Below are 23,482 nucleotides of genomic sequence, written 5' to 3'. Positions count from 1 at the left end.
TTGCGGGAGGTGGCATGACAAATCCGGTTCTGGTCGAAGTTTTGCGCGGTGCAATCGTCGAGAGCGCGCATCGCGGCGCTGTTGCCGTATTCGACGCCGACGGCAAGGCCGTCTGGGAGATCGGCGACACGGCACAGCCGGTGTTCCCGCGTTCGGCGGTCAAGGCGATCCAGGCGCTGCCGCTGGTCGAGAGCGGCGCTGCCGATGCCTACGGCTTCGGCGATCGGGAGCTGGCGCTGGCCTGCGCCTCGCATTCCGGCGAGCCGCCACATGTCGAGCTCGCGCGCGCCATGCTGGCGAAGGCCGGCCTGGACGAGACGGCACTCGAATGCGGCGCGCATTGGCCGTCGAGCCATGGGGCGACGCTGGCGCTTGCCCGCGCCGGCAGCGTGCCGAACGCGCTGCACAACAATTGTTCCGGCAAGCACTCAGGTTTCCTATGCACCTGCGTTCACAGCGGCATCGCCCATCGTGGTTACGTCAAGGCTGGCCATGCCTTGCAGGAGATGGTGCGCGAAGCGATGCAGGCGGTGACCGGTGCTGCCCATGACGCCGATCACCGCGGCACCGACGGCTGCTCGATTCCGACCTATGCCGTGCCGTTGCGCAGCTTTGCCCTTGGCTTTGCCCGCATGGCGACAGGTGCCGGCTTCGAGCCGGTGCGCGCCCGGGCGGCGAAGCGGCTGCTTTCTGCTTGCATGGCCGAGCCGTTTTTCGTCGCCGGCACGGGCAGGTCCGACGTCGCGATGATGGAGGCCGCGCCCGGGCGGATTTTCGTCAAGGGAGGCGCCGAAGGTGTTTTTTGTGCAGCCCTTCCGGAGCTTGGCCTTGGCGTCGCGCTGAAGTGCGACGATGGCGCCGGCCGCGCCGCTGAAGTCATGGTCGCGGCCGTGCTGGCAAAGCTTTTGCAAGCCGATCAGGCGCTGGCTGCAAAGTTGATCGAACAGGCAAATGCGCCTATCGAAAGCCGGATCGGCGCCAAGGTCGGCGCGCTCCGGCCCACCGCCGCCCTCAACTGACGTGGTTGCGCTCGACGGTCAAATGCGCATAGCCGGCATTGCCTGACGCGGCGAGGTCGCCGGTTACCGGCTCGGCCCAGCGCTGGCCGACGATCGCGCCGTTCTGGACCCCGTCGATGACATTGTCGGAAATGATTGCCGTCCCGGCACCTTCGACCACGGTGACGACGATACCGGTCCCTGCCTTGCGGATGACGTTTCCCGTGGCGACCACATTGCGCATGAACGGTCCCCAGCCGATCTGCATGCCATAGAGCGGCGCATTCTCGACGACATTGCCGGAAACTGTGGTGTCTGCCTCGACGCTGATGCCGACGCCGAAGCCGGGCGCGTCGGCAGGGTAGGGGCCGCTGGTCGACAGATTGCGGACGATGTTGCCGGAGCAGACGCCCATGCGGCCGCCTTCGTTGAAATTGACGATCGAAATGCCGCTCGCGGCGCCATCGACGATGTTATTGCCGATGACCGCGCCTTCGAATGAGAATTCGGAATACACGGCCGTTTCACCCGAGCGCGAGCAGGTATTGCCGGCGATCTGCAAATTGCTGGCACTGTTGGCGCGGATCGCCGAAAACGCGCAGTCCGAAACAATATTGCCGGAGATGATGACATTGCCGGCGCGGAAGGCATTGATGCCATTGCCGTTCTGGCCGGTTCCGCCGCCGCGCGCCTGGATGCGTTCGACGCGGTTGCCGCTGACGATGGTGCCGTCTTCCGCTGCCTGCCAGCGGTGCACGAGGATGCCGCCATTGGCGCAGTCGGAGACGCTATTGCCTGATATTTCCAGGCCATCGGCCTCGACCGAATAGATTCCGGCATCGGCTGCACCGGATATCTCCGAGCGCTCGATACGGCCCGAGGCGTGCTCGAGCGCCAGACCGTTCTTGCCGCTGCCGGTAAACTGGCAATTGTCGACGACCAGATGGACGATGCGGCGCAGATCGAGCAGGCCTTGCGTGTAGTCGCCCATCCAGCGATTGCTGCCGTCGAACACGAGCCCGCTGAGTTCGATATGCTCGGCCTGTTCGGCCATGATGAGATGGCCATTGCCGCCGTAGACGATCCGCGATGCGCCCGGCACGCCGGACAGGCGCACGCGGCCGGGCAGCGACAGGTTGGAAACGATATAGTTCCCCGGCGGCAGGAACACCGGCATGTCGCGGTCGTGCGCGTCGCGCAGCAGCTTGGTGAAAGCCTTGCTCTGATCGTCAAGCGCGCCGGGCCGGACGCCGAGCTCGGTCGCGTTGATCGCGCCACGCATCGCGGCTTTCTCGATGCCGGGCAGGTTTTTCGCCGCTGCCTTGCCGAGTGAAAGCCCCACGACGGCAAAGCCGGCGGTCTGTGCAAGCAGCGTTCGTCTGTTCAACATCGGCACAGATTCCTTGCGTTCGACGGTCGCACCGCAGGATTCGTGCCAGACTAGCCCGGTCGAACTCGTGGTGAAAATCTGAAGCTTGCTAGTCAAGACGGAATATCGCTTGCGACCTTTCTATGGGCGATCAAACGAAGCCTCTTTTTGGCTTCTATTCGATCCTCGTTGGCTCGGCGAACACCGCATTTACCCCGTTGAAGGCAAGTTGCCGGAATATCTGGTCGATCTCCGCGGGGGACAGCTTCGTATCCGTCTCAAGCCACCAGTGCATCACTTCAAAGAACGCGCCAACGATGAAGCGTGTGGCGATCTCAAGTCTGCCTCCGCCTTCATCACCTTGGATATTCGCCAATTCATTGCGAACCTGCCTGCTTATCCAGCCGCGGATCTCTTCAGGCATTTCGCGCTTTTTCCCACCCATCAGCGCACGGTGCATCTCCCGCGTGGCGTGAGCATGCTCGAACACCGGACCGCTGAAGGAAAAACCCTTTGCATTTCTCTGCGAATGGCGTTCGGCACCGCGTGCCTGCAAGCTCTTAATATGCTCGTCGATCGTTGCTTTCCTCAAGCAGTCCTTGTCGGGATAATGCGTGTAAAAAGTCGAGCGGCCGACATCGGCTTCCCTGCAGATATCCTCGACCGTGATCGCCGTATACCCGTTCTCTGTGGTCAGCCTGAAGAGCGCCTGCTGCAGTCGGCTACGGGTCCTGGCGACCCGACGATCGATCGATCCGGCTGGCATCGGCAACATCCTTTTTCCGGTCATAGGCCACCAAACCGTCCAGTATTGGGCGCGCCGGTGCGATGTGGCCAGTAAAACTGATACTGGACACAGTGTCCAATATCATATGCTCCTATGGAAGGCCCATCGCGAGGCCGGCCGGCAGGAGATGAGGCAATGCACCAACGCCTTTTTGGAACAATAGTTGGCGGGCATGCGTTGGTCGCGCTCGTCAAAGTGGCCGTGGTGCTTGCGGCATTTTTCTCTTTGGGACAGGCAAATGCGCTCTTTTCCTTGGGAATTCCCGTCCTTCTGCTTCATGCCGGTGCACTCGCCGTAATCGCAAGCCTATTGATATGGCAAAGCGCTCACGGACGGCTGTCCGCCAAGGCCCGCAGACCGGTCGCCGGAGAGGAGAAGGCGCCGCATGTCGGCATCACGCTTCATTCCGCCGCCCTGTACGATATGCTGGCGTGGCTTCTGACTTTCGGCCGCGAACGCACTTTTCGCGAAAGGATACTAAGCTTTGCGAAGCTGAAACCGGGAGAAGTGGTCCTGGATGTCGGGTGCGGTACCGGCACCACCGCGCTCCTCGCCAGAAGAAAGGTGGGGCCGGCGGGGCGTGTGGACGGCGTCGACGCCTCCGCCGAAATGGTTGCGCGCGCGACGGCAAAGGCCCGGCGAGCAGGGTTACAAGTCGGGTTCTCGACCGCCACCGCCCAGGAACTGCCTTTCAAGGATGGGGAATTTGATGTCGTCCTCAGCACGCTGATGTTCCACCATCTTCCAAAGAAGGGCCGCGAGGAATTCGGCGGAGAAGCCTTGCGCGTCCTGAAGCCGGGCGGTCGTGCGCTCATCGTCGATTTTGCAAAACCGCCGCGCCAGAAGAGTACCTTTCGGTTCCACCGGCATGGGCACGTCGATTTGGACAAAGTTGCAGCGGATCTCGGGCGGCAAGGCTTCAATGTCGTTGAGCGAGGCGATGTCGGAACCAAGCGGCTCCGCTATCTAGTTGCGCAACCGGACCCCAAGCGGCTGTCTAATGCCGGGCATTGAACTCAGATTTTCGTCACTAGCCTCTTCATCAGCAATGGCTTGTGGAGTCGCCATTCCAAGCCTAAGTTCGACAGATGAGCAGGGCCTTCACCCGCGAGGAAGACAGCGAAAACGCCATCGCCGGCATCGGCGAGCGGCCGATCAGTCATCACCGCAATCTGGTGACGGAACGCGGCCTGGCGCTGATCGATGCGGAGGTGGCCGCTCTGCGCGACGAACTGGGCAGAGCCGAAAAGAGGGCCGACCGCGAGCGCATCGCGCTGGTGTCGCGTGATCTCCGCTATTGGACGGCGCGGCGTGAAAGCGCCGAGCTTTCCGTGCCGGAACCGGGCAGCGACATGGTTCGCTTCGGCATGGGCGTCACCCTGGAAAGCGACGGCGGCAAGAAGGTGCACTGGAAGATCGTCGGCGAGGACGAAGCCAATCCGGCCAAGGGAACAATTTCCCACATGTCGCCCATGGCGATGGCGCTGTTCGGCAAGAAGGTCGGCGAAGTTGCCGTGGTCAATGGCAAGGAATGGGAGATCGTCAAGCTCTCCGACAGTTAGTCTTCGAGCTTGACGACATCGTCGCGGAAGAACGCCGCGGCACCGGCCTCGTCGATTTCGCCGGCGGCGACCATCATGACCAGTTGAATAATGTCCGCCTGCTCGGCTTCGATGCTCAAGCCATTGAAATAAAGGAACAGATCGGCCGCCGCGAAAGCAGTACGCTTGTTTCCGTCGACGAATGGATGGTTTTTGGCGATACCGAAAAGATAAGCGGACGCCAGCTCACAGAGATCGGGCTCGCCATAGATTTCCCTCTGCTGCGGCCTGTAGAGCGCCGACTCCAGCATTCCTTCGTCGCGGATGCCCGCTGCGCCGCCGTGGAGGCGCAGCTGCTCGGCGTGAAGCGCCTCCACGAATTCCCGCGAATGATGCTCGGTCATTTTGCGAGCGCGCGGTAGGCAACCTCATACTTCTTCATCCGCTCGCGCGCGATCTTCATCTTGCGCTCGAATTCTTCAGCAGTGTCCTCGCTGCGGCGCAGACGAAGCTCATCGCCTTCCTGAACGATGACGATGCTGTCGCCCGCCTTCAGGTTCATGCGGTCGAGAATTTCCTTCGGCAGGATCACGCCTTCGGAATTGCCGATCTTGCGAATGGTCGTGTTCATGGTGAGACATCCTGTTGCAACGCTGATTATAACTCTGCGTGTTTCTCGTTACAACAGACATTATAACAAAGCGTCAGCCGGCCTGCAGCAGCCGGTCCATCAGCCGGTCCGCCGCTTCCGGGATGACCGTGCCGGGCGGGAAAATCTCAGTGGCGCCTGCCTGCCGAACTGCGTCGTAATCCTGCGGCGGGATGACGCCGCCGGCGACGATCAGCATGTCGTCGCGGCCGAGCCTCTTCAGCGCCTGTTTGAGTTCGGGAATAAGCGTCAAATGGCCTGCCGCCAGCGACGAGGCGCCGACGATGTGTACGTCATGCTCGACGGCCAGCCTGGCGATCTCGTCCGGCGTCTGGAACATCGGCCCGACGGTGACGTCGAAGCCTAGGTCGGCAAAGGCGGTGGCGATCACTTTCTGGCCGCGATCATGGCCGTCTTGCCCCATTTTGGCGACCAGGATGCGCGGCTTGCCGCCGAATTTTTCCTCGAATGCTACGATCTTGTCCTGCAGCCGGTCGACCACTGGATTGTCGCCGAGCGCGTTGCGGTAGACGCCGGAGATCGTCTGCACCGAGGCGACATGGCGGCCGAAAACCTTTTCCAGCGCCAGCGAAATCTCGCCGACCGTTGCGTTGGCGCGTGCAGCCCGGATGGCGAATTCCAGCAGGTTTCCGTTACTCCCGGCAGCACGGGTAAGCGCATCGAGCGCGCTCTCGACGGCGGCGACATCACGCGTGCCTTTCAGCCGCTGCAGCTTCGACAATTGCCGCGCCCTGACTTCGGCATTGTCGATCCTCAGCACGTCGACGTCGATATCCGTCCCAGGCCGGTGGGCATTGACACCGACGACGATCTGTTCGCCTGAATCGATGCGCGCCTGGGTGCGCGCGGCTGCCTCTTCGATACGCAGCTTCGGTAGGCCCTTTTCGATCGCCGCGGCCATGCCGCCGAGGTTCTCGACCTCCTCGATATGTGCTAGCGCACGCGCCGCCAGATCATGCGTCAGCCGTTCGAGATAGGCGGAGCCGCCCCACGGGTCGATGATGCGCGTCGTGCCGGATTCCTTCTGCAGGATGAGTTGTGTGTTGCGGGCGATGCGGGCCGAATGGTCGGTCGGCAGCGCCATTGCCTCGTCGAAGGAATTGGTGTGCAGCGACTGCGTGTGCCCTTGAGTCGCCGCCATCGCCTCGATCATGGTGCGGATGATGTTGTTGTAGGGATCCTGCGCCGTCAGCGACCAGCCCGAAGTCTGGCAATGGGTGCGCAGTGACAGCGAGCGCTCGTCCTTCGGCGAAAAGTTCTTCAGCATCAGGCTGGCCCACAAAAGGCGCGCTGCTCTCAGCTTGGCGACTTCCATGAAGAAATTCATGCCTATCGCCCAGAAGAAGGAAAGGCGCGGCGCGAAACGGTCGATGTCGAGGCCGGCCGCGACGCCGGCGCGGGCATATTCGATACCGTCGGCAATCGTGTAGGCGAGTTCAAGGTCCGCCGTCGCTCCCGCCTCCTGCATGTGGTAGCCGGAGATCGAGATCGAATTGAACTTCGGCATATGCGTCGAGGTGTACGAAAAAATGTCCGACACGATCCGCATCGAAGGTTTTGGCGGATAGATGTAGGTGTTGCGCACCATGAACTCTTTCAGGATGTCGTTCTGAATGGTCCCGGCGAGATCCTTCTGCGCGACGCCCCGTTCCTCCGCCGCCACGATATAGAGCGCCATGATCGGCAGCACCGCGCCGTTCATCGTCATCGATACCGTCATCTCGTCAAGCGGGATGCCGTCGAACAGCTGGCGCATGTCGAGAATGGAATCGATGGCGACGCCGGCCATGCCGACATCACCGGCGACGCGCGGATGGTCGCTGTCGTAGCCGCGATGCGTGGCGAGATCGAAGGCGACCGACAGGCCTTTCTGGCCGGCGGCAAGGTTACGTCGGTAGAAGGCGTTGGACTCTTCGGCCGTCGAGAAGCCAGCATATTGCCGGATCGTCCAGGGTTGCTGGACATACATCGTCGGATAGGGGCCGCGCACGAAAGGCGGCAGGCCCGGATAGCTATCGAGATGCGCCAAGCCCTTGAGATCGCCCTGGTTGTAGAGATGCTTGACGGCGATGCCTTCCGGCGTCATCCGCTGGCCTTTGACCTCGATCGGAACCCGCCGTGGCGGCGACCAGCCGATCTGGCTGAAATCCGGGATCATGGTGCGGCTCCGATCGACTGATCGATGCGGATCGGAAACAGCGGCTCGCACATCGCAACGCCTTCGGTGAAGGCTGGCCGCCGCTCCGCCGCCAGTGTCTCGACAGGACGCTCGGTTTTAGGTGGGTGCAGCGTCGTGCCGATCATCGCCCGTTCGCCCGCCTGGTAGGCAGCGTTGCGGCGGGCGGAAGCTGCCTGGACGCGTTTCTGGATATCGCCTTGCTCAAGGCTGGACAGCACGCCACCTTCAGCCTCGATCTGCTGAAACTCCTGCCAGGCCGCCGCGCAGAGCTCCGCAGTCAGCGCTTCGACGGCGCCCGAACCGCAAGCCGGATCGGCGACGTGGTCGATGTGGCTTTCATTGGCCATGACCAGTTGCGCGTTGCGGGCAGCGCGGCGGGCAAAACCCGCGGGCAGGCCGTGTGCGATCGTGTGCGGCAGGATGGCGATCGAATCCGCGCCGCCGGCGGCAGCCGCAAAAGCGGCGATGGTGGTGCGCAGGATGTTGGTTTCCGGGTCGGCCGCCGTCATCATCCTGAAGGAGGTTTCGGCATGGATGCTGGCGGTGGAGGGCGGTATCGAGCAGGCCTCCTGGACACGCGCCCACAGCCTGCGCAACGCCCTGACCTTGGCCATCGACACGAACTGGTCCTGGTTGACGCTCAGCGCAAAACCGATATGCGGCGCCGCGTAGACGAGCGGCTGGCGCGCCTTCTCGAACAGCCTCAAATAGGAGACGGCCGAGGCGAGCATGGTGCCGAGCTCCTGCGCCTCGGTTGCGCCGGCATTGTGGAACACCCGCCCGTCGGCTTCCAGCAGCACGCCGGGCACACCCATCGAAAAGAAATGCGCCAGCGATTGCGGCATCGAAGCCTGTAAAGCCTCGATCGACATGCGCAGCCTGCCGGTCCCGGCAAAGATCGCCGCCGGATCGATGCCGAAGGAGAGGTTGAGCTTTGCCGGGTCGGAGCGGCGCTTGGTCAAAAACGCCACCAGCCAGTCGGCCACGGCGCGGCTCCAGGGATGGGCGTCGATGCGGATCTGGATGCGGTTGAGCGGCACGCCGTCGAGTACACCCTCCAGCGCCTCCGCCGTCCTCGGCAAGCCGTAGCCGAAGGCGTTCGGCGCACCTTCGAAGACAAGCGACAGTCCGGTAGCACCCTGCGCGACGTCTTCCAGCGCCTGCGCACTGGCGCGGCCTATGTCCGGATCGTCGATACGCTGGCTGACGATCCACGGTGATTCCGGGTTGGCGCGCACGACAGGCTCGGCGGTTACCGAACGCTCGTAGAGCGGCTCGATGCGGATGGCGTCGTCCGTATGCGAGACGAGCTTTTCCTCGAAGGACCCGCCGGCCAGCGCCTTCTCTGCCAGCGCCCGCCATCGTTGCCGGTCGGCGTTCGGAAGGTCGGCATCCTGGGTCAAGGCACCGGCGCCCATCGGTTCTCCTCGTTCTAGCGGCCGCAGCGGCCGACTATGTCAGTCTACGGTCCCCGGCCCGATATCACAATGCAGCACACATGCCGTGCAACACGCCTTCCGTGATGGTGACCGTCAACCGATTGCCAAACATGGGCAGGTTCCGCAAGCTCCAAAAGCCATTTTCGACGACGCCCATTGTCGCTGTGCAATGGCCTCACTATACCTGCGGCGGGGCTCCCTTTTCTTCAAGGGATCAGGGCATTCAAGCCTATAGGTTTGCGGAGACCGGAGACATGGCCGACGATACCAGTATCTTCATAGGAGCCAGCCGCAAGCCGGACGACAGCTATCAGCGGCCCGAACAGCTTTTGCTGCAATATGGCAATCGTCACGGCCTGGTCACCGGCGCGACCGGCACCGGCAAGACGGTGACCCTGCAGATATTGGCCGAGGGTTTCTCCAATGCCGGCGTGCCGGTATTCTGCGCCGACATCAAGGGCGACCTGTCGGGTATCGCCATGATGGGCACGGCGCAGGATTTCCTGATCAAGCGGGCCGAGCAGGTCAAGCTCGATCCCTGTGAGTTCCAGGAATTCCCGGTCATCTTCTGGGATCTGTTCGGCGAGCAGGGCCACCCGATCCGCGCCACCATCTCGGAGATGGGGCCGCTGCTTCTGTCGCGGCTGATGAACCTCTCCGAGGCGCAGGAAGGCATTATGAACATCGCCTTCCGCATCGCCGACGAGGAAGGCCTTCTGCTGCTCGACTTGAAGGACCTGCAGTCACTGCTGGCCAACATCGCCGACCGCGCCGAAGAGATCGGCGCCCGCTACGGCAATGTGACAAAGCCCTCGGTCGGCGCCATCCAGCGCACGCTGCTGGTTCTGGAGCAGCAGGGCGCTGCCAATTTCTTCGGCGAGCCGGCATTGCGGATCGCCGACATCATGCGCACCACGCGCGATGGACGCGGTGCCATCAGCGTGCTCGCCGCCGACAAGCTGATGATGAATCCACGGCTCTATGCGACGTTCCTTCTGTGGCTGATGTCGGAACTGTTCGAGGAACTGCCCGAGGTCGGCGACCCGGACAAGCCGAAGCTGGTCTTCTTCTTCGACGAGGCGCACCTTCTGTTCGACGACGCCCCGAAGGTGCTGGTCGACCGCGTCGAACAGGTCGTCCGGCTGATCCGTTCGAAGGGCGTCGGCGTTTATTTCGTCACGCAAAATCCGCTGGATATCCCTGAAACGGTGCTGGCCCAGCTCGGCAACCGCGTGCAGCACGCACTTCGTGCCTATACGCCGCGCGAACAGAAGGCCGTCAAGACGGCCGCCGAGACGTTCAGACCCAATCCCGATTTCGACTGCGCGACCGTGATCACGCAGCTCGGCACCGGCGAGGCGCTGGTCTCGACGCTGGAAGCCAGGGGCGTGCCGTCCATGGTGCAGCGGACGCTGATCCGCCCGCCGTCCTCGCGCCTTGGCCCGATCACACCCGAAGAGCGCCGCAAGCTGATCACTGAGAGCCCGGTTGCGGGACAATACGATCAGACCATCGACCGCGAATCGGCTTTCGAGATGCTGCAGAAAAAGGCCAAGGACGCCCAGGAGGCGCAAGCCCAGCAGCAGGAGGGCGGCCGTTCGCGCTGGACCATTCCCGGCTTCGGCAATGACGATCCTCAGCCAGCTGGCGGCCGCCGCGCGCCGCGGCCCTCCAACCGCCAGACGGTGGCGGAGGCGGCGATCAAATCCGTGGTGCGCTCGGTCGGCTCGTCGGTCGGACGGGCGATCGTGCGGGGTATTCTGGGGAGTTTGGCCAGGGGGCGATGAGGCCCGCTCCAGCGCTTTGGACCAGCTCAGAAGATCGAATTTGTGATCGATTTTATCGGGCCGAGCAGGATCGATCCTTCCGGCACGCCGGCGTCGATCGGAATGGCTTTGCGGTTTGCTGTCGCCACCATCGGCTGGCCGATATCGGCCGTCACCACGACCGGGCTCTTGTTCGGCACACGATCGTAGAGATCGATGATGTCCTGGTTCATCAGGCGCACACAGCCGGACGACACCGATTTGCCGATCGACCGCCATTCCGGCGAACCGTGCAAGCGGTAGAGCGTGTCCTGGTTGTCCTGGAAGAGATAGAGCGCCCGCGCGCCTAGCGGGTTCTTGAGCCCCCCCGGCATGCCGCCATTATCGGCGCTGTACGGCTTCAACTCCGGCTGCCGCGCTATCATTTCGTCTGGCGGCGTCCATTTCGGCCATTTCTGCTTCCATTGGACCACGGCATCGCCCGACCATTCGAAACCGGCGCGGCCGAGCCCAACGCCATAGCGGATCGCCTGGCCGCCCGGGCGCACCAGGTAGAGAAAGTGATTGGTCGTGTCGACGACGATGGTGCCCGGCTGCTGACCGGTCGGATCGTCAACGATCTGGCGCAGGAACTGTGGGTCGATCTTGTCGACCGGTATGGCCGGCAGCTCGAAACCGCCATCCGACATCGGCCCATACATCGTCACGTAGTCGCTGAGCGCCGGCTCGACATAGGTCGGCGGCGGTGGCTCGACCGGCTGCTGCGACAGCGTGGTGCAACTGGAGACCGCGACCGAGGCGGCGCCAAGGGCTGCTGCGTTGAGGAAATCGCGACGGCTCAGGCGCAGAGAGGACGATGGGGGTGTGAACATGATTGCCTTTTTTAAGTCTCAAATCGCAACAATGCATAAATGCGTCCGGTTGCGCGCAGGTGCTCGAGCAATGCCCGGCGCGATAGGCGGTTCCAATTCTGGCCGCAGGGTGGACAAACAAAGGCAAAGCTGTGACTGGATCGTCACTGTTGCGCCGAGGCAACATGTCCGGCATCAAACCCCGGAGATCAGACCTTCGAGTGACGGCAGGATCAGGGCCGGTGGAAAATCCCGGTATTCCTCTGGCTGGTTCGTGCGGTTGATCCACACCGTCCGGAAGCCGAATTTGGTGGCGCCGGCGACGTCCCAGCGGTTGGAGGACTGGAAAGAGACAGCGCCTGGATAGAGGCGCCAGCCCGTGGTGACCATATCGTAGACCGACGGATCGGTCTTGAAGCGCCTGACGCTGTCGACGGAAAAGACGTCGTCCAGGACCTGGTCGAGCGCGGCGGACTTGACGGCCGCCTCCAGCATTTCAGGCGAACCGTTGGACAGGATCGCCAGCCTTGCTCCCGATGCCTTGAGCGCTTTGAGCACGGCCGGCACCTCAGGATAGCAGTCCAGCCGCCAATAGGCTTCGAGCAGCTTCGCCTTCAGCCCGGCATCCGCGGATGGAACCTTGCGCAGGGCGAAATCGAGAGCCTGCTCGGTGAGCTGCCAAAAATCGGCATAGGCTCCCATCAGCGTCCTGACCCAGGAATATTCCAGCTGCTTGGCGCGCCATATCTCGGACAGTAACTGGCCGTCCGGCCCGATCTGGTCGGCGTGACGGCGCACGGCCGCGTGCACGTCGAACAACGTGCCATAGGCATCGAAAACGTAAGCCGCATGGTGCATGCAACAGTTTTGAGGCTGCGCAAGGCAAGGCGCAAGCGCTGATTGCAGTCCGCCAGCCCGCTGGCCTCAACAAATCTCAGCCAGGCCGGTTGACGGCGGCCGCCAAAGCATCTTCCAATGCGCCGCAACAAGCATCGAACGGAACCTGGCAATGACACTGGCGACTGCGGCGCAATCCGCGACATGGACCTTCGTCGACGGCGACTGGTACGAGGGCAACGTTGCCATCCTCGGGCCGCGCAGCCACGCCATGTGGCTCGGCACCAGCGTATTCGACGGCGCCCGCTGGTTCGAGGGCGTCGCCCCCGACCTCGATCGCCATGCAGCAAGGGTGAACGCCTCGGCGATCGCGCTCGGCCTGAAGCCGACGATGAGCACCGACAAGATCGTCGGCCTGACCTGGGATGGGCTGAAGAAGTTCGACGGCAAGACGGCGGTCTACATCAGGCCAATGTATTGGGCCGAGCATGGCGGCTATATGGGCGTGCCGGCCGACCCGGCCTCGACGCGTTTCTGCCTTTGCCTCTACGAATCGCCGATGATCTCGCCGGCGGGGTTTTCGGTGACGGTGTCGCCGTTCCGGCGCCCGACCATCGAAACCATGCCGACCAACGCCAAGGCCGGCTGCCTTTATCCCAACAACGGCCGGGCCATCCTCGAAGCCAAGATGCGCGGCTTCGACAATGCGCTCGTGCTCGACATGCTGGGCAATGTCGCCGAGACCGGGACCTCGAATATTTTTCTGGTCAAGGACGGCCATGTCCTGACGCCGGCGCCGAACGGCACCTTCCTGTCCGGCATTACCCGCGCGCGCACCATGGCCCTGCTAGGCGAATACGGGTTCACGACGACGGAAAAGACGCTGTCGATCCGCGATTTCCTTGAGGCGGACGAAATCTTCTCGACCGGAAACCACTCGAAAGTCGTGCCGGTCACCCGCATCGAGGATCGCAATCTGCAGCCCGGACCGGTGGCCAAGAAGGCGCGCGAACTCTATTGGGAATGGGCGCATTCGACTTCGCCCGGCTGACCCGCTAAAAAGCGGCCGGCGCTTCGTTTCCGGAGTTGTTCCAGACCAATCCAGTCCTATGTTAGTTCGGTATCGACACCGGATTTTTTCACGAGGGAGTACGACCGATGGCTTTTGAATTGCCCGCTTTGCCCTATGACTACGAGGCCTTGCAGCCTTACATGTCCAAGGAAACGCTGGAATATCACCACGACAAGCACCACAAGGCCTATGTCGACAACGGCAACAAGCTGGCCGCCGAAGCGGGCATGGGCGATTTGTCGGTCGAAGAGGCGGTCAAACAGTCCTTCGGCAAGAATGCGGGCCTCTTCAACAATGCCGCCCAGCACTACAATCACATCCATTTCTGGAAATGGATGAAGAAGGGCGGCGGCGGCAACAAGCTGCCGGGCGCCTTGCAAAAGGCGGTCGACAGCGATCTTGGCGGCTACGACAAGTTCAAGGCGGACTTCATCGCCGCCGGCACCACCCAGTTCGGTTCGGGCTGGGCCTGGGTCTCGGTCAAGGACGGCAAGCTGGCGATCTCGAAGACGCCGAATGGCGAGAATCCCCTAGTCCATGGCGCGACGCCGATCCTCGGCGTCGATGTCTGGGAACATTCCTACTACATCGATTATCGCAACGCCCGGCCGAAATATCTCGAAGCCTTCGTCGACAGTCTCATCAACTGGGACTATGTGCTCGAACTCTACGAAAAGGCCTGATCCGTTCCAGAAAGCCCCGGCAGAACCGGGGCTTTTCTTTTTCAGCATCAGAACGACAGTTGCAAAAAATTCACGCAAGCGTGAGGCGAAGCGTCGGAATTTTTATGCCGTCCTTGCCGTTTGTCATCGGGGTGGACCGCATCCTGAATTGCCTTCAACATGGAGCCAAGTGAATGAGAAAGCTTATCCTCGCCATCTCGATGCTCGCCTTCGCCGGTTCGGCGGCATTTGCCGACCCGGTCGCTGACCGGCAGGCCCTGATGAAGGAACGTGGCAAGATCGCCGCCGGCTTGTCGAAAGTGGTCAAGGGCGAGACGCCCTACGACGCAGCTTCGGTGCTGACGGCGTTGCAGGCACTGCAGGCCAATGCCGAGAAATTCCATGCCGGCGTCGACACGCTTTTCCCGGCGGGCAGCGACACCGGCGACACCACGGCGTCCCCAAAAATCTGGCAAGACATGGCCGGCTTCAAGACGGCTGAAGGCAAGTACCTCGCCGACGTCAAGGCAGCGGTTGCCGCAGCACCTGCGGATGCCGAGGCGTTGAAGGTACAGTTCGACACCATCGGCGGCGACTGCGGCACCTGCCACAAGGGCTACAGGGTAAAAAAAGGCTGATCCCGGCCGATGCCCTTGCTGAAGAAGATCGTCGGCGCCGCCCTCGTTCTGGGCGGCCTCGCAGCGATTGCCGGCTGGTTCCTGTCGGCTCCGGTCAGGCTCGATGCCGCAACGCTGGCTGAGCTTGGTCCTGGCGACGCCGCGAGGGGCAAGCGCATCTTCTACGCCGGCGGCTGCACATCATGTCATGCCAAGCCCGGCTCGCAAGGCGACGCCCGCCTTCAGCTGGTCGGCGGCCTTGAACTCAAGACGCCATTCGGCACCTTCGTGCCGCCGAACATCTCGCAAGACGCAACGGACGGTATCGGCGCCTGGTCGGTCGAGGACTTTGCCAACGCCATGCTGAAGGGCGTGTCACCGTCGGGCGAGCATCTCTATCCGGCATTTCCCTATATTTCATACGCGCGCATGAAGCCGGCCGACATTGCCGATCTCTATGCGTTCCTCAAGACCTTGCCCGCGGTCGCCGGCAAGGCACCCGCCAATTCGCTGGGGTTTCCCTTCAACGTCCGACGCGGCCTTGGTCTGTGGAAACTGCTCTATCTGAGTAACCAGCCGGTCGTTTCTTTTCCCGACGGCACGCCGCAGCCGGTGCAGGCCGGCCGCTATCTGGTCGAAGGCCCCGGCCATTGCGGCGAATGCCACACGCCGCGGGACCTTACCGGCGGCACCAGGAAGAGCCAATGGCTAGCAGGTGCCGCCGCCGCCGAAGGCAGCGGCATCGTGCCGAACATCACGTCGGGCGAGGGCGGCATCGCCGACTGGTCCGAAGCCGACATCGCCAACTATCTCGAAACCGGCTTTACGCCGGACTTCGATACGGTCGGCGGCGCGATGGTCGATGTGCAACGGAACATGGCCGTGCTGACCCCGGAGGACCGCTCGGCGATCGCCACCTATCTGAAAGCCGTGCCGCCGCATCCCAACGGCTATCCGGCTCGCAAGAAGCCGTCGAGCTGATCCGGGAACCCTGGGAGTCACGAGGCGCATTGCAAACGTCTGCGTATTAGTTGACTTGAATACTCAAGTATCATAGGCGCTTCGGCTGGTTTTCTTGTAATCCGAAGCTTGCTCATGCCCTCCATCGACCTTGTGCCCGAAATCGCCCGTGGCGAGAGTCGCACGGCCCTTCTGTTTGCCGACGGGCGAGCTCTCTCTTATGCGGAACTCAACAGCCGTACGCTGCGCTTCGCCACGCAGCTGGGACAAGGAGAAAAGCTACTCGTTGCCATCTCGGCGGAAGCCTCGGAGCATGTGGTTGTCGCTTATCTCGGGGCCCTGCGGGCGGGCCACGCGGTGGCCATGATGCCGCCTTGCGACGAGAGGCTGTGGAATGATTTTCTGGCGGCCTTCCAGCCGGATTTCACTTTCCGGCCAGCCGATGGCCGCTGGCGTCTCATCAAAGAGACTCGTCCCGGGAGGGACGCGCAGCCGTTGCACCCCGATCTCGCGCTGCTGCTTATGACATCCGGTAGCTCGGGCGCTGCCAAGGCGGTACGGCTTTCCTACGGCAATCTCGAAGCCAATGCGCGCTCGATCGCAGCCTATCTCGAACTATCGTCCGCCGACCGGGCCGCTTTGGTCCTGCCACTCCATTATTCCTATGGGCTGTCGGTCCTCAATTCCCATCTGATTGCCGGCGGCAGCGTGCTCTTTCCTGGCGTGTCGGTCATGAACGGCGATTTCCTCGGGGTGATCGGCGACGCCGGCTGCACAAATTTTTCCGGCGTACCGTACTCCTACGAACTCCTGGAGAGGGCGCGCTTCCGCGCCGCCGAGCTCAAGGCGCTGCGCATGATGACCGTGGCGGGCGGACAACTCAGATCCGACCTTGTCCGCCTCTACCGAGACCACATGCACGCCAAGAGCGGCCGCTTCTTCGTCATGTATGGCCAGACCGAGGCGACGGCGCGCATTGCTTTCGTCCCGCCGGAAAGCCTTTCCGACAGCGAGGAGCGGATCGGCATAGCCATCCCCGGAGGCAGCCTTGGCCTTGTCGATGCCGAAGGAAAGCCGATTAGCCAATCGGGCACTCCTGGGGAACTTGTCTATCGCGGCCCAAACGTGATGATGGGGTATGGCGATCGGCGCTGTGACCTCGCACGCGGCGCCGAACTCGAGGCACTGAATACTGGCGATATTGCCATGCGGGACGAACAGGGTTTCTTCCGCATTGTCGGGCGCAAGAGCCGCTTCGCCAAGATTGCAGGCCTCAGGATCGGCTTCGATATTATGGAGCAGGTGCTGGGGCGGGCGGGCATTGCTGCCGCGGTACTGGGTGACGATGAAGGGCTGCAAGCCTATGTGACCGACGCAGACATGACCGGAAGGGCACAGCGCATCCTCACCGAGGCCAGTCGTCTCCCGGCCAACCTGGTTTGCGTTGCTGCGCGCGAGAACTTTCCCAGGCTTGCTTCCGGCAAGATTGACTACGCATGCCTTGAGCAGGAGAGGCTGAAAAGACGGGCGGAGGTCCGCTCTGAGACGGGCAGCGTGCTTGGTGCTTATCGTCGCGTATTCTACCCACTCACCGTTGGCTGCAACGACAGTTTCGTCACGCTCGGCGGGGATTCCCTCCGCTTCTTGCAGTTGGTCATGGAACTCGAACGCCTTGATGTTCACCTGCCGGACGGCTGGGAACACCAGAGCATCGCCGAGCTTGGCAACCGCGGTGGGAGATGGCCCTTCAAGCGCAAAGAGGCAGGCGGATTGCCGACCGAGTTGGTGCTCAGGGCGATGGCGATCCTGCTGGTGGTGGTACATCACGAGACGCTGTGGCCAATTCCCGGCGGCTCCGGCGTTATGATGCTGCTCGCCGGCTTCAGCCTGGCCCGCTTCCAGTCAACCCATTTCCTAACCGGTCGATTCCGACACGCGCTAAGGCCTGCGATCGACGTCCTGGTCCCCTATTTCCTCATCGTCGCGGCCTATGCAGTCGCCTGGCAGGCAGTTCCTTGGGCCTCGATAACGCTTACCGGCAATTTCGGCTATGCCGAGCCGGAGCGCCACGAGATGATTCCCTATCTTTACTGGTTCATCGAGGCCTATGCGCAGACCCTTCTCGTCTTCTCCCTCATCTTCGCCGCGCCGGCCGCGCGCAGGTTGGCGCAGGTGCGACCCTTCGCCTTCTCGCTCGGCCTGCTGGGGCTTGCCGTCGCTGCGCGTTTTTCCATCCCCCCGTTCGTCGACATCGGCAACCGCCAGATCTTTACGATCTACTGGGTCTTCCACCTCGCCGTCTTCGGTTGGTGTGCCGGTTTTGCCGACAATCCGGCAAGAAAGCTCATTTTGACGGCGTTGGCCGCGGCAGTACTAGGCTATCTCGCTCTCTGGGAGACAGTTTGGCTCGGCACAACGGTCAAGTATCTAACCATTTTCGCGGCGCTTCTGGCTGTTCTTTACGTGCCGCGTGTTCGCTTGCCGGGCGGGGTGGGCCGTGTGGTGACACTGATTGCTGTCTCTGCCTTTCCTATCTATCTGTCGCACCGCTTCGTCCCGGAGGCGTTGCTGGCGCCCGTGGCACGCACGCTACCGGCTCCGTTCTTTCATCTGCTGGCGATTACGGGCGGCATTGGCATCGGTATCGTCGCCGGCAAGGCCTGGGCAAGTCTTCGTAACCTGCTCAGCAGATCTGCGATGGGACGCCAGCCGGAATTGCACTCGGTCTAGCGGTCGCCGAGGAAGTCGAAGCCGGTTTCGAAGAAGTGATTGTAGTCGCAGGTCATTTCCTCGCCGGGCGCAATGTCGCGCGAGGCATAGGTCTCCTCCGGCTGCGAGACGTCGCAATTCGGGTCGTCGGCATGGTTCATGTAGCGCGCATCGTCGGCCTCGAAGACGATGTAGTTCGGGTCGCGCCGGTCCGGGTAGGCGTAGCGGTCGAGATAGGTTTTCACCGGCCCGGTTTCCCGTTCGTAGGCCGCCACCTCGATGCGGCGATCGTATTTCGGGTCGAGCTTCCAGACCAGCGTGCCGCGGGGAATGTGATTTTTGGCAAAGACGCCGATGCCCTGGATGGGCGATTTGTCGAGATAAACATCGACGAGCAACATGGCAGATCCCTGGGTGATTGAGTGTTGGCGGCGGCTGTGACCAGGCCGCGCACTGGGTAGCGCGCGACTTTTGCAATTGCGAGCGGAAAATCAGGCTTCGGGCGGGGCTGCAGCGGCAAGCCTGGCCTTGCCTGTCACCTTGAGCGCGAAGGCGTAGGTGAAGGCGATTTCCTCCAGCCTGGAAAACCGGCCGGAGGCGCCGGCATGGCCCGAATCCATGTTGATCTTGAACAGCACCGGATTCTCACCTCTCTTGCGGTCGCGCAACCGTGCCACCCATTTGGCCGGCTCCCAGTAGGTGACGCGCGGGTCGGTCAGGCCGGCCAGCGCCAGGATCGGCGGATAATCGAGTGCGGCGACATTGTCGTAGGGCGAATAGGCGGCGATGGTCCGGTAATCCTCCGCCGAGGCGATCGGATTGCCCCATTCCGGCCACTCCGGCGGCGTCAGCGGCAGGCTGGCGTCGAGCATGGTGGTGAGCACGTCGACGAAGGGAACCTCGGCGACGATGCCCCCGAAGCACTGCGGCGCCATGTTGGCGACCGCGCCCATCAGCATGCCGCCGGCCGAACCGCCTTGCGCGACGATGCGGTCATGCGCGGTGTAGCGTTCAGCGACGAGGTGCTGGGCGACCGCGATGAAATCGGTGAACGTGTTCATCTTGTTCGCCCGCTTGCCGTCGTCGTACCAGCCATAGCCCTTGTCCTTGCCGCCGCGAACATGGGCTATCGCGTAGACAAAGCCGCGGTCGACCAGCGAAAACAGATTGGTGTTGAACGCGGCCGGCACGGTGATGCCGTAGGAGCCGTAGCCGTAAAGCAGGCAAGGCGCCGACCCGTCGAGCGGCGTGTCGCGGTGGTGGAGGAGCGAGATCGGCACCAGTTCGCCTTCGGCGGCAGGCGCCATCAGCCGGCGCGTGACATAGTGCTCCGGGTCGTGGCCGGACGGCACTTCCTGGGTCTTGAGCAGCACCCGCTCGCGGGTGCGCATGTTGTAATCGAACACCTGCGCCGGGGTCGTCATCGACGAATAGGAAAAGCGCATGATCTCGGTGTCGTATTCGTAGGAGCCGGACAGGCCGAGCGAGAAGGCTTCTTCCTCGAAGGAGATCAGGTGCTCCTCCCCGCTCTTGCGGTCGCGTACGACGATGCGTGGCAGGCCTTCCTTGCGCTCGAGCCGGACCATGTGGTCCTTGAAGCCGATCACCGAAAGGATCAGCCGGCCCGCTTCGTGCGGCACCAGTTCCTGCCAGTTGGCGCGCACCGGATCATGGGCCGGCGCCGTCATGATCTTGAAGTCCTTGGCGCCGTCGGCATTGGTGAGGATGAAGAAGATGTCGCCGCCTTCCTCGAGCTCGTACTGCAGGCCGGTCTGGCGCGCCGCAACCAGCTTCGGCTCTGCGAACGGATCGTTGGCGTTCATGATGCGGTATTCCGAGGTCTCATGGTCGTTGATGCCGATCATGATCCACTCGTTGGAGCGCGTGCCGCCGACATCCATGAAGAAGCCGGGATCGGTTTCTTCGTAGATCAGCCGGTCGTTTTCAGGATTGTCGCCAAGCGCATGGAACAGCACTTTGGAAGGACGGTGGTTGGGGTCGAGGCGGGTGTAGAAAAAACCGTCATTGCCGGCATCCCACACACCGCCGCCGCCGGTGTCCGGGACCCTGTCCGCCAGATCGTTGCCGCCGGCCAGATCGCGGACGCGCAGCGTGTAGAATTCGGAACCCTTGTCGTCGAAGGCCCAGAGCAGCTTGCTGTGGTCGTCCGAATGGTCGACGCCGCCCAGGCGGAAATAGGGCTTGCGCTCGGCCTCGGCATCGCCGTCGAGCAATATCTGCTTGTCGCCGCCGTCGCGCGCCGTGCGGAAATAACGCGGCTGCTGGCCGCCAAGCTTGAAGGAGGAGCCGTAGGCGTAAGGCCCGTCCTTCATCGGCACGGAAGAATCGTCTTCCTTGATGCGTCCCTTCATTTCCGCGAAAAGCTGCTTCTGCAGCTGGACCGTATCGGCCATCAGCGCCGCCTGGTGAGCATTCTCGGCTTCGAGGTGGGCGCGGATTTGGCCGTCGAGCAGGGACGGATCCCTGAACATCTCTTGCCAATTGGTGGCCCTCAGCCAGGCATAGTCGTCCGTCCGCGTCATGCCGTGATGCGTGTCGAAGATCGGCCGCTTCTCCGGCTGCGGTGGGGTGGCGGTCGGAAACACTGGGGTTTTGGTCATTACGTCTCGCTATGGAAGTTACTTGAATGGCGAATGAACACGCCGATCAGCGCGGGTTCAAGGGCTACGATCTATTGTCGTGGTGCCTTCAGAAGATGGGCGGAGGAGAGGACAATGAATATTTTTTCTCGGATTGCCGCGGCCCTCGCCGTCGCTGCGATGACCCTGGCCAATGCCGGTCAATCTCATGCAACTGCCTTTGCGGCTTGGCAAGTGGCCAATGTGCCGTTCGGCGACACGCTCAACGTGCGCAAGTATCCTTCAGGAACTTCGCAGAAGCAGGCCGCCTATCCAAACGGGACGGTTCTGCAGATGACCGGCAAATGCACCGGTGGGATAAACCTGCTCGATCTCGCCCACCATTCGTACTGGCAGCAGAAACAGAAGATCCGCCATCGCTGGTGCGAAGTCTGGTACGATCCGGCACAGAACGGCCAGTTCGTCACCGGCTGGGTCTACGGAAAATACATCACCCCGTTTCAGTGACGCAGCACGTCGCTCCGGCCGAAGGCTCACGAGCAACAGTAACGCTTCGCAACCTATGATTTTACTGAATCCGGCGATCGGCCAGGCTGTAATGCTGCCGGCAGGATCAAGCATTGAGCTCTATTTACCTGCTGCCGTCTGTGTAATTGCCGCTTGCCGCAGCGTCAGTCGATGCTGGTCTGACCAGAAAAAACGGCAAAGTTACACTCTGCACGAAAGAGTGAAGCTGAATATGAAAGATTTGACTTGCATCGCTGAATAGACCGCAAGAAGCGAATTGACTTACTTGCCGCCCAGGCCCATTAAGATACCGCGACGCGAATCGCGGAGGCTTTTTCCTGCACAAGTTCGCGCGATGCCCAGCCTATCAGAACGGGCGCAAACAGAAACAATTCTCGTTGGGGCCTGAACGCCATGGATATTACCGAAACACCTTCCAGAAACAGTGACGCGCTGATCGAGCTCACCGCCGACGTGGTGGCCGCCTATGTCAGCAACAATCCCGTGCCGGTCGGCGAATTGCCGAACCTCATCGCCGATGTCCATGCCGCTCTCGGGCGCGTCGGCGGGGCCGCCGAGCAGCCGCCTGCCGACAAGCAGAAGCCGGCGGTAAATCCGAAGCGTTCGGTGCATGACGACTACATCATCTGTCTCGAAGACGGCAAGAAGTTCAAGTCGCTCAAGCGTCACTTGATGACCCACTATGATCTGACGCCGGACCAGTATCGCGAAAAGTGGAACCTGGACCCGAGCTATCCGATGGTTGCGCCCAATTATGCGGCCGCCCGTTCGCAACTCGCCAAGAAGATGGGTCTCGGCCGCAAGCGCAAGGGACGCTGACAAGCGGCTCTTCCGGTTTGACACTCAAACGGCGCCTGCGGGCGCCGTTTTGTATTTTTGTATTATGGGGTCAAGGTCGAACCCGCCATGCTGCCGGCAACTGCCGTCCGGTCAGGCGGTCTGCTTCAGCGCTGCCTCGGCGTCACGCTTGATGCGCTTGACCATCGAGCGAAGACCATTGGCGCGCTGCGGCGACAGGTGCTCGTCAAGTCCGAGCGCCTTTAGCGTTGCCTCTGCGTCAGTCCTCTGGATTTCGCTGGCCGGCCGTCTCGAAAACAGCGCCAGCATGATGGCGACCAGGCCGCGCACGATATGGGCGTCGGAATCGCCCTTGAAGGTGATAACGGGATCGCCGCCTTCGCCCTGTTCGGTGGTCAACCAGACCTGGCTGACGCAGCCGGGCACCTTGTTGGCCGGTATGCGTTGCTCGTCGGGAAACGGCGGCAGCGCTTCACCCAGTTCAATCACATAGCGATAGCGGTCTTCCCACTCGTCGAGCAGGGAAAAGTCGTCCCGGATGGTCTGGATCGTCGTCGTCATTCCCCGGATATAGTCATCCGGCGCTGCCACGTCACGGAAAAAGAGGAGAAACGCCGCAGGTGCCGGGCGCGGGAAGCCTTGCGGTCTGGCGATGAATTCGGCCGAAACAGTCAGTTCTTTGCCGGCAAGTGCACTTTCAGCGGCAAATCGACTTTCGCCGGCAAGACGATTTCCTCGGGCACGCTGCCGGTGGTCGTCACCGTATCGGGTTCAGCGGCCTTGTCGTCCAGCATGGCAGCCGCGATCTTGGCGGTCTCCTTTGCCCGGGCGGTGATGGTGTGCATTGCCGATTTGCCGGTCTCGCAAACGTCCGGCTTGCGCTCGCAGATGCCGGCGATGTCGCCGACGGCTTCGCGCGCGGCAAACAGCGCCTGGAGCGGCCCGACGCTTTCGCGGCCCGCATCATCGGAGCCGGCACCCAGCGGCAGCGCCAAAAGCACCAGCGAAAACCAGAAAGCAGCTCTTATCAGAAAGCCCATCTGTCTGTCCTTTATGAGGGTCATGCATTCGAACCGGACGACCCGTGTACCGCGATATT

The 23,482-nt window shown here is 62.2% G+C and carries 23 protein-coding genes; 11 read left to right on the top strand and 12 right to left on the bottom strand.

Features of this window, described 5'->3' with window-relative positions; translation table 11 throughout:
- Window positions 1–14 precede the first annotated feature (14 nt).
- Entirely contained in the window at window positions 15–1,019 is a 1,005-nt protein-coding gene (locus RQ479_RS11065) for an asparaginase (RefSeq protein WP_376705079.1), read from the top strand.
- On the opposite strand, the gene RQ479_RS11060 is transcribed toward RQ479_RS11065, so the two are convergent.
- Together RQ479_RS11060 and RQ479_RS11055 are read right to left on the bottom strand one after the other, a co-directional pair.
- Entirely contained in the window at window positions 1,012–2,388 is a 1,377-nt protein-coding gene (locus RQ479_RS11060; RefSeq protein ID WP_376705078.1) for a TIGR03808 family TAT-translocated repetitive protein, read from the bottom strand. The two genes, RQ479_RS11065 and RQ479_RS11060, sit on opposite strands and share 8 nt — an antisense overlap.
- 154 nt (window positions 2,389–2,542) lie before the next feature.
- Window positions 2,543–3,133: a TetR/AcrR family transcriptional regulator gene (locus tag RQ479_RS11055; RefSeq protein ID WP_376705077.1), complete on the bottom strand. Its 591-nt coding sequence runs from the start codon at window positions 3,131–3,133 to the stop codon at window positions 2,543–2,545.
- Window positions 3,134–3,289: 156 nt separating this feature from the next.
- On the opposite strand from RQ479_RS11055, the gene RQ479_RS11050 reads away from it, so the two are divergent.
- Window positions 3,290–4,168: a class I SAM-dependent methyltransferase gene (locus RQ479_RS11050; RefSeq protein WP_376705076.1), complete on the top strand. Its 879-nt coding sequence runs from the start codon at window positions 3,290–3,292 to the stop codon at window positions 4,166–4,168.
- A gap of 74 nt (window positions 4,169–4,242) precedes the next feature.
- A complete protein-coding gene (locus RQ479_RS11045) occupies window positions 4,243–4,716 on the top strand; it encodes a GreA/GreB family elongation factor (protein ID WP_292664410.1) in 474 nt (157 codons plus the stop codon).
- Here the strand turns inward: RQ479_RS11045 and RQ479_RS11040 are convergent.
- The 4 genes from RQ479_RS11040 to RQ479_RS11025 all read right to left on the bottom strand — a co-directional run bounded on the left by RQ479_RS11040 (window position 4,713) and on the right by RQ479_RS11025 (window position 8,962).
- Window positions 4,713–5,099, bottom strand: coding sequence for a type II toxin-antitoxin system death-on-curing family toxin (locus tag RQ479_RS11040; protein WP_376705075.1), 387 nt, complete (start codon window positions 5,097–5,099; stop codon window positions 4,713–4,715). The two genes, RQ479_RS11045 and RQ479_RS11040, sit on opposite strands and share 4 nt — an antisense overlap.
- A complete protein-coding gene (locus RQ479_RS11035; RefSeq protein ID WP_376705074.1) occupies window positions 5,096–5,326 on the bottom strand; it encodes an AbrB/MazE/SpoVT family DNA-binding domain-containing protein in 231 nt (76 codons plus the stop codon). Before RQ479_RS11035 ends, RQ479_RS11040 begins: the two co-directional genes overlap by 4 nt.
- 73 nt (window positions 5,327–5,399) lie before the next feature.
- Window positions 5,400–7,523 (bottom strand): methylmalonyl-CoA mutase, encoded by a 2,124-nt coding sequence (gene scpA, locus RQ479_RS11030; RefSeq protein WP_376705073.1) that lies wholly within the window; start codon window positions 7,521–7,523, stop codon window positions 5,400–5,402.
- The gene (locus tag RQ479_RS11025; RefSeq protein WP_376705072.1) at window positions 7,520–8,962 is read right to left on the bottom strand and encodes a methylmalonyl-CoA mutase subunit beta; all 1,443 of its coding nucleotides are present in this window, start codon (window positions 8,960–8,962) and stop codon (window positions 7,520–7,522) included. The genes scpA and RQ479_RS11025 overlap by 4 nt, the downstream gene beginning before the upstream one ends.
- Window positions 8,963–9,237: 275 nt before the next feature.
- On the opposite strand from RQ479_RS11025, the gene RQ479_RS11020 reads away from it, so the two are divergent.
- The gene (locus RQ479_RS11020; protein WP_376705071.1) at window positions 9,238–10,770 is read left to right on the top strand and encodes a helicase HerA-like C-terminal domain-containing protein; all 1,533 of its coding nucleotides are present in this window, start codon (window positions 9,238–9,240) and stop codon (window positions 10,768–10,770) included.
- Window positions 10,771–10,796: 26 nt separating this feature from the next.
- On the opposite strand, the gene RQ479_RS11015 is transcribed toward RQ479_RS11020, so the two are convergent.
- A complete protein-coding gene (locus RQ479_RS11015; protein ID WP_376705070.1) occupies window positions 10,797–11,621 on the bottom strand; it encodes a L,D-transpeptidase in 825 nt (274 codons plus the stop codon).
- 174 nt (window positions 11,622–11,795) lie between these two features.
- On the bottom strand, window positions 11,796–12,458 hold the full coding sequence (locus RQ479_RS11010; RefSeq protein ID WP_292658470.1) for a haloacid dehalogenase type II: 663 nt from the start codon (window positions 12,456–12,458) through the stop codon (window positions 11,796–11,798).
- Between the two features lie 151 nt (window positions 12,459–12,609).
- On the opposite strand from RQ479_RS11010, the gene RQ479_RS11005 reads away from it, so the two are divergent.
- The 5 genes from RQ479_RS11005 to RQ479_RS10985 all read left to right on the top strand — a co-directional run bounded on the left by RQ479_RS11005 (window position 12,610) and on the right by RQ479_RS10985 (window position 18,478).
- A complete protein-coding gene (locus RQ479_RS11005; RefSeq protein ID WP_292658468.1) occupies window positions 12,610–13,488 on the top strand; it encodes a branched-chain amino acid aminotransferase in 879 nt (292 codons plus the stop codon).
- A 107-nt stretch (window positions 13,489–13,595) separates the two neighbouring features.
- Window positions 13,596–14,192 (top strand): superoxide dismutase, encoded by a 597-nt coding sequence (locus RQ479_RS11000; protein ID WP_023677850.1) that lies wholly within the window; start codon window positions 13,596–13,598, stop codon window positions 14,190–14,192.
- Between the two features lie 173 nt (window positions 14,193–14,365).
- A complete protein-coding gene (locus RQ479_RS10995) occupies window positions 14,366–14,809 on the top strand; it encodes a c-type cytochrome (RefSeq protein ID WP_376705069.1) in 444 nt (147 codons plus the stop codon).
- 9 nt (window positions 14,810–14,818) lie between these two features.
- A complete protein-coding gene (locus tag RQ479_RS10990) occupies window positions 14,819–15,769 on the top strand; it encodes a c-type cytochrome (protein WP_376705068.1) in 951 nt (316 codons plus the stop codon).
- 114 nt (window positions 15,770–15,883) lie between these two features.
- Entirely contained in the window at window positions 15,884–18,478 is a 2,595-nt protein-coding gene (locus RQ479_RS10985) for an AMP-binding protein (RefSeq protein ID WP_376705067.1), read from the top strand.
- Here the strand turns inward: RQ479_RS10985 and RQ479_RS10980 are convergent.
- A complete protein-coding gene (locus tag RQ479_RS10980; RefSeq protein ID WP_292658453.1) occupies window positions 18,475–18,858 on the bottom strand; it encodes an SET domain-containing protein in 384 nt (127 codons plus the stop codon). The genes RQ479_RS10985 and RQ479_RS10980 overlap by 4 nt on opposite strands.
- 90 nt (window positions 18,859–18,948) lie before the next feature.
- The gene (locus RQ479_RS10975) at window positions 18,949–21,078 is read right to left on the bottom strand and encodes a S9 family peptidase (RefSeq protein ID WP_376705066.1); all 2,130 of its coding nucleotides are present in this window, start codon (window positions 21,076–21,078) and stop codon (window positions 18,949–18,951) included.
- Between the two features lie 114 nt (window positions 21,079–21,192).
- Between RQ479_RS10975 and RQ479_RS10970 the strand changes: the two genes are divergently transcribed.
- Entirely contained in the window at window positions 21,193–21,564 is a 372-nt protein-coding gene (locus tag RQ479_RS10970) for an SH3 domain-containing protein (protein ID WP_376705908.1), read from the top strand.
- 414 nt (window positions 21,565–21,978) lie between these two features.
- Window positions 21,979–22,404: a MucR family transcriptional regulator gene (locus tag RQ479_RS10965; RefSeq protein ID WP_023677844.1), complete on the top strand. Its 426-nt coding sequence runs from the start codon at window positions 21,979–21,981 to the stop codon at window positions 22,402–22,404.
- Window positions 22,405–22,515: 111 nt separating this feature from the next.
- Here the strand turns inward: RQ479_RS10965 and RQ479_RS10960 are convergent, their stop codons facing one another.
- Window positions 22,516–22,944, bottom strand: coding sequence for a SufE family protein (locus tag RQ479_RS10960; RefSeq protein WP_352468926.1), 429 nt, complete (start codon window positions 22,942–22,944; stop codon window positions 22,516–22,518).
- 110 nt (window positions 22,945–23,054) lie between these two features.
- Window positions 23,055–23,423 (bottom strand): DUF5330 domain-containing protein, encoded by a 369-nt coding sequence (locus RQ479_RS10955; protein WP_352468925.1) that lies wholly within the window; start codon window positions 23,421–23,423, stop codon window positions 23,055–23,057.
- Window positions 23,424–23,482: the final 59 nt, after the last annotated feature.

Source organism: Mesorhizobium sp. ISC25 (assembly GCF_042295465.1).
Lineage (GTDB): Bacteria > Pseudomonadota > Alphaproteobacteria > Rhizobiales > Rhizobiaceae > Mesorhizobium.
The sequence above is the reverse complement of the archived record's forward strand: the minus strand, read 5'-3'. Positions and strand labels throughout refer to the sequence as shown.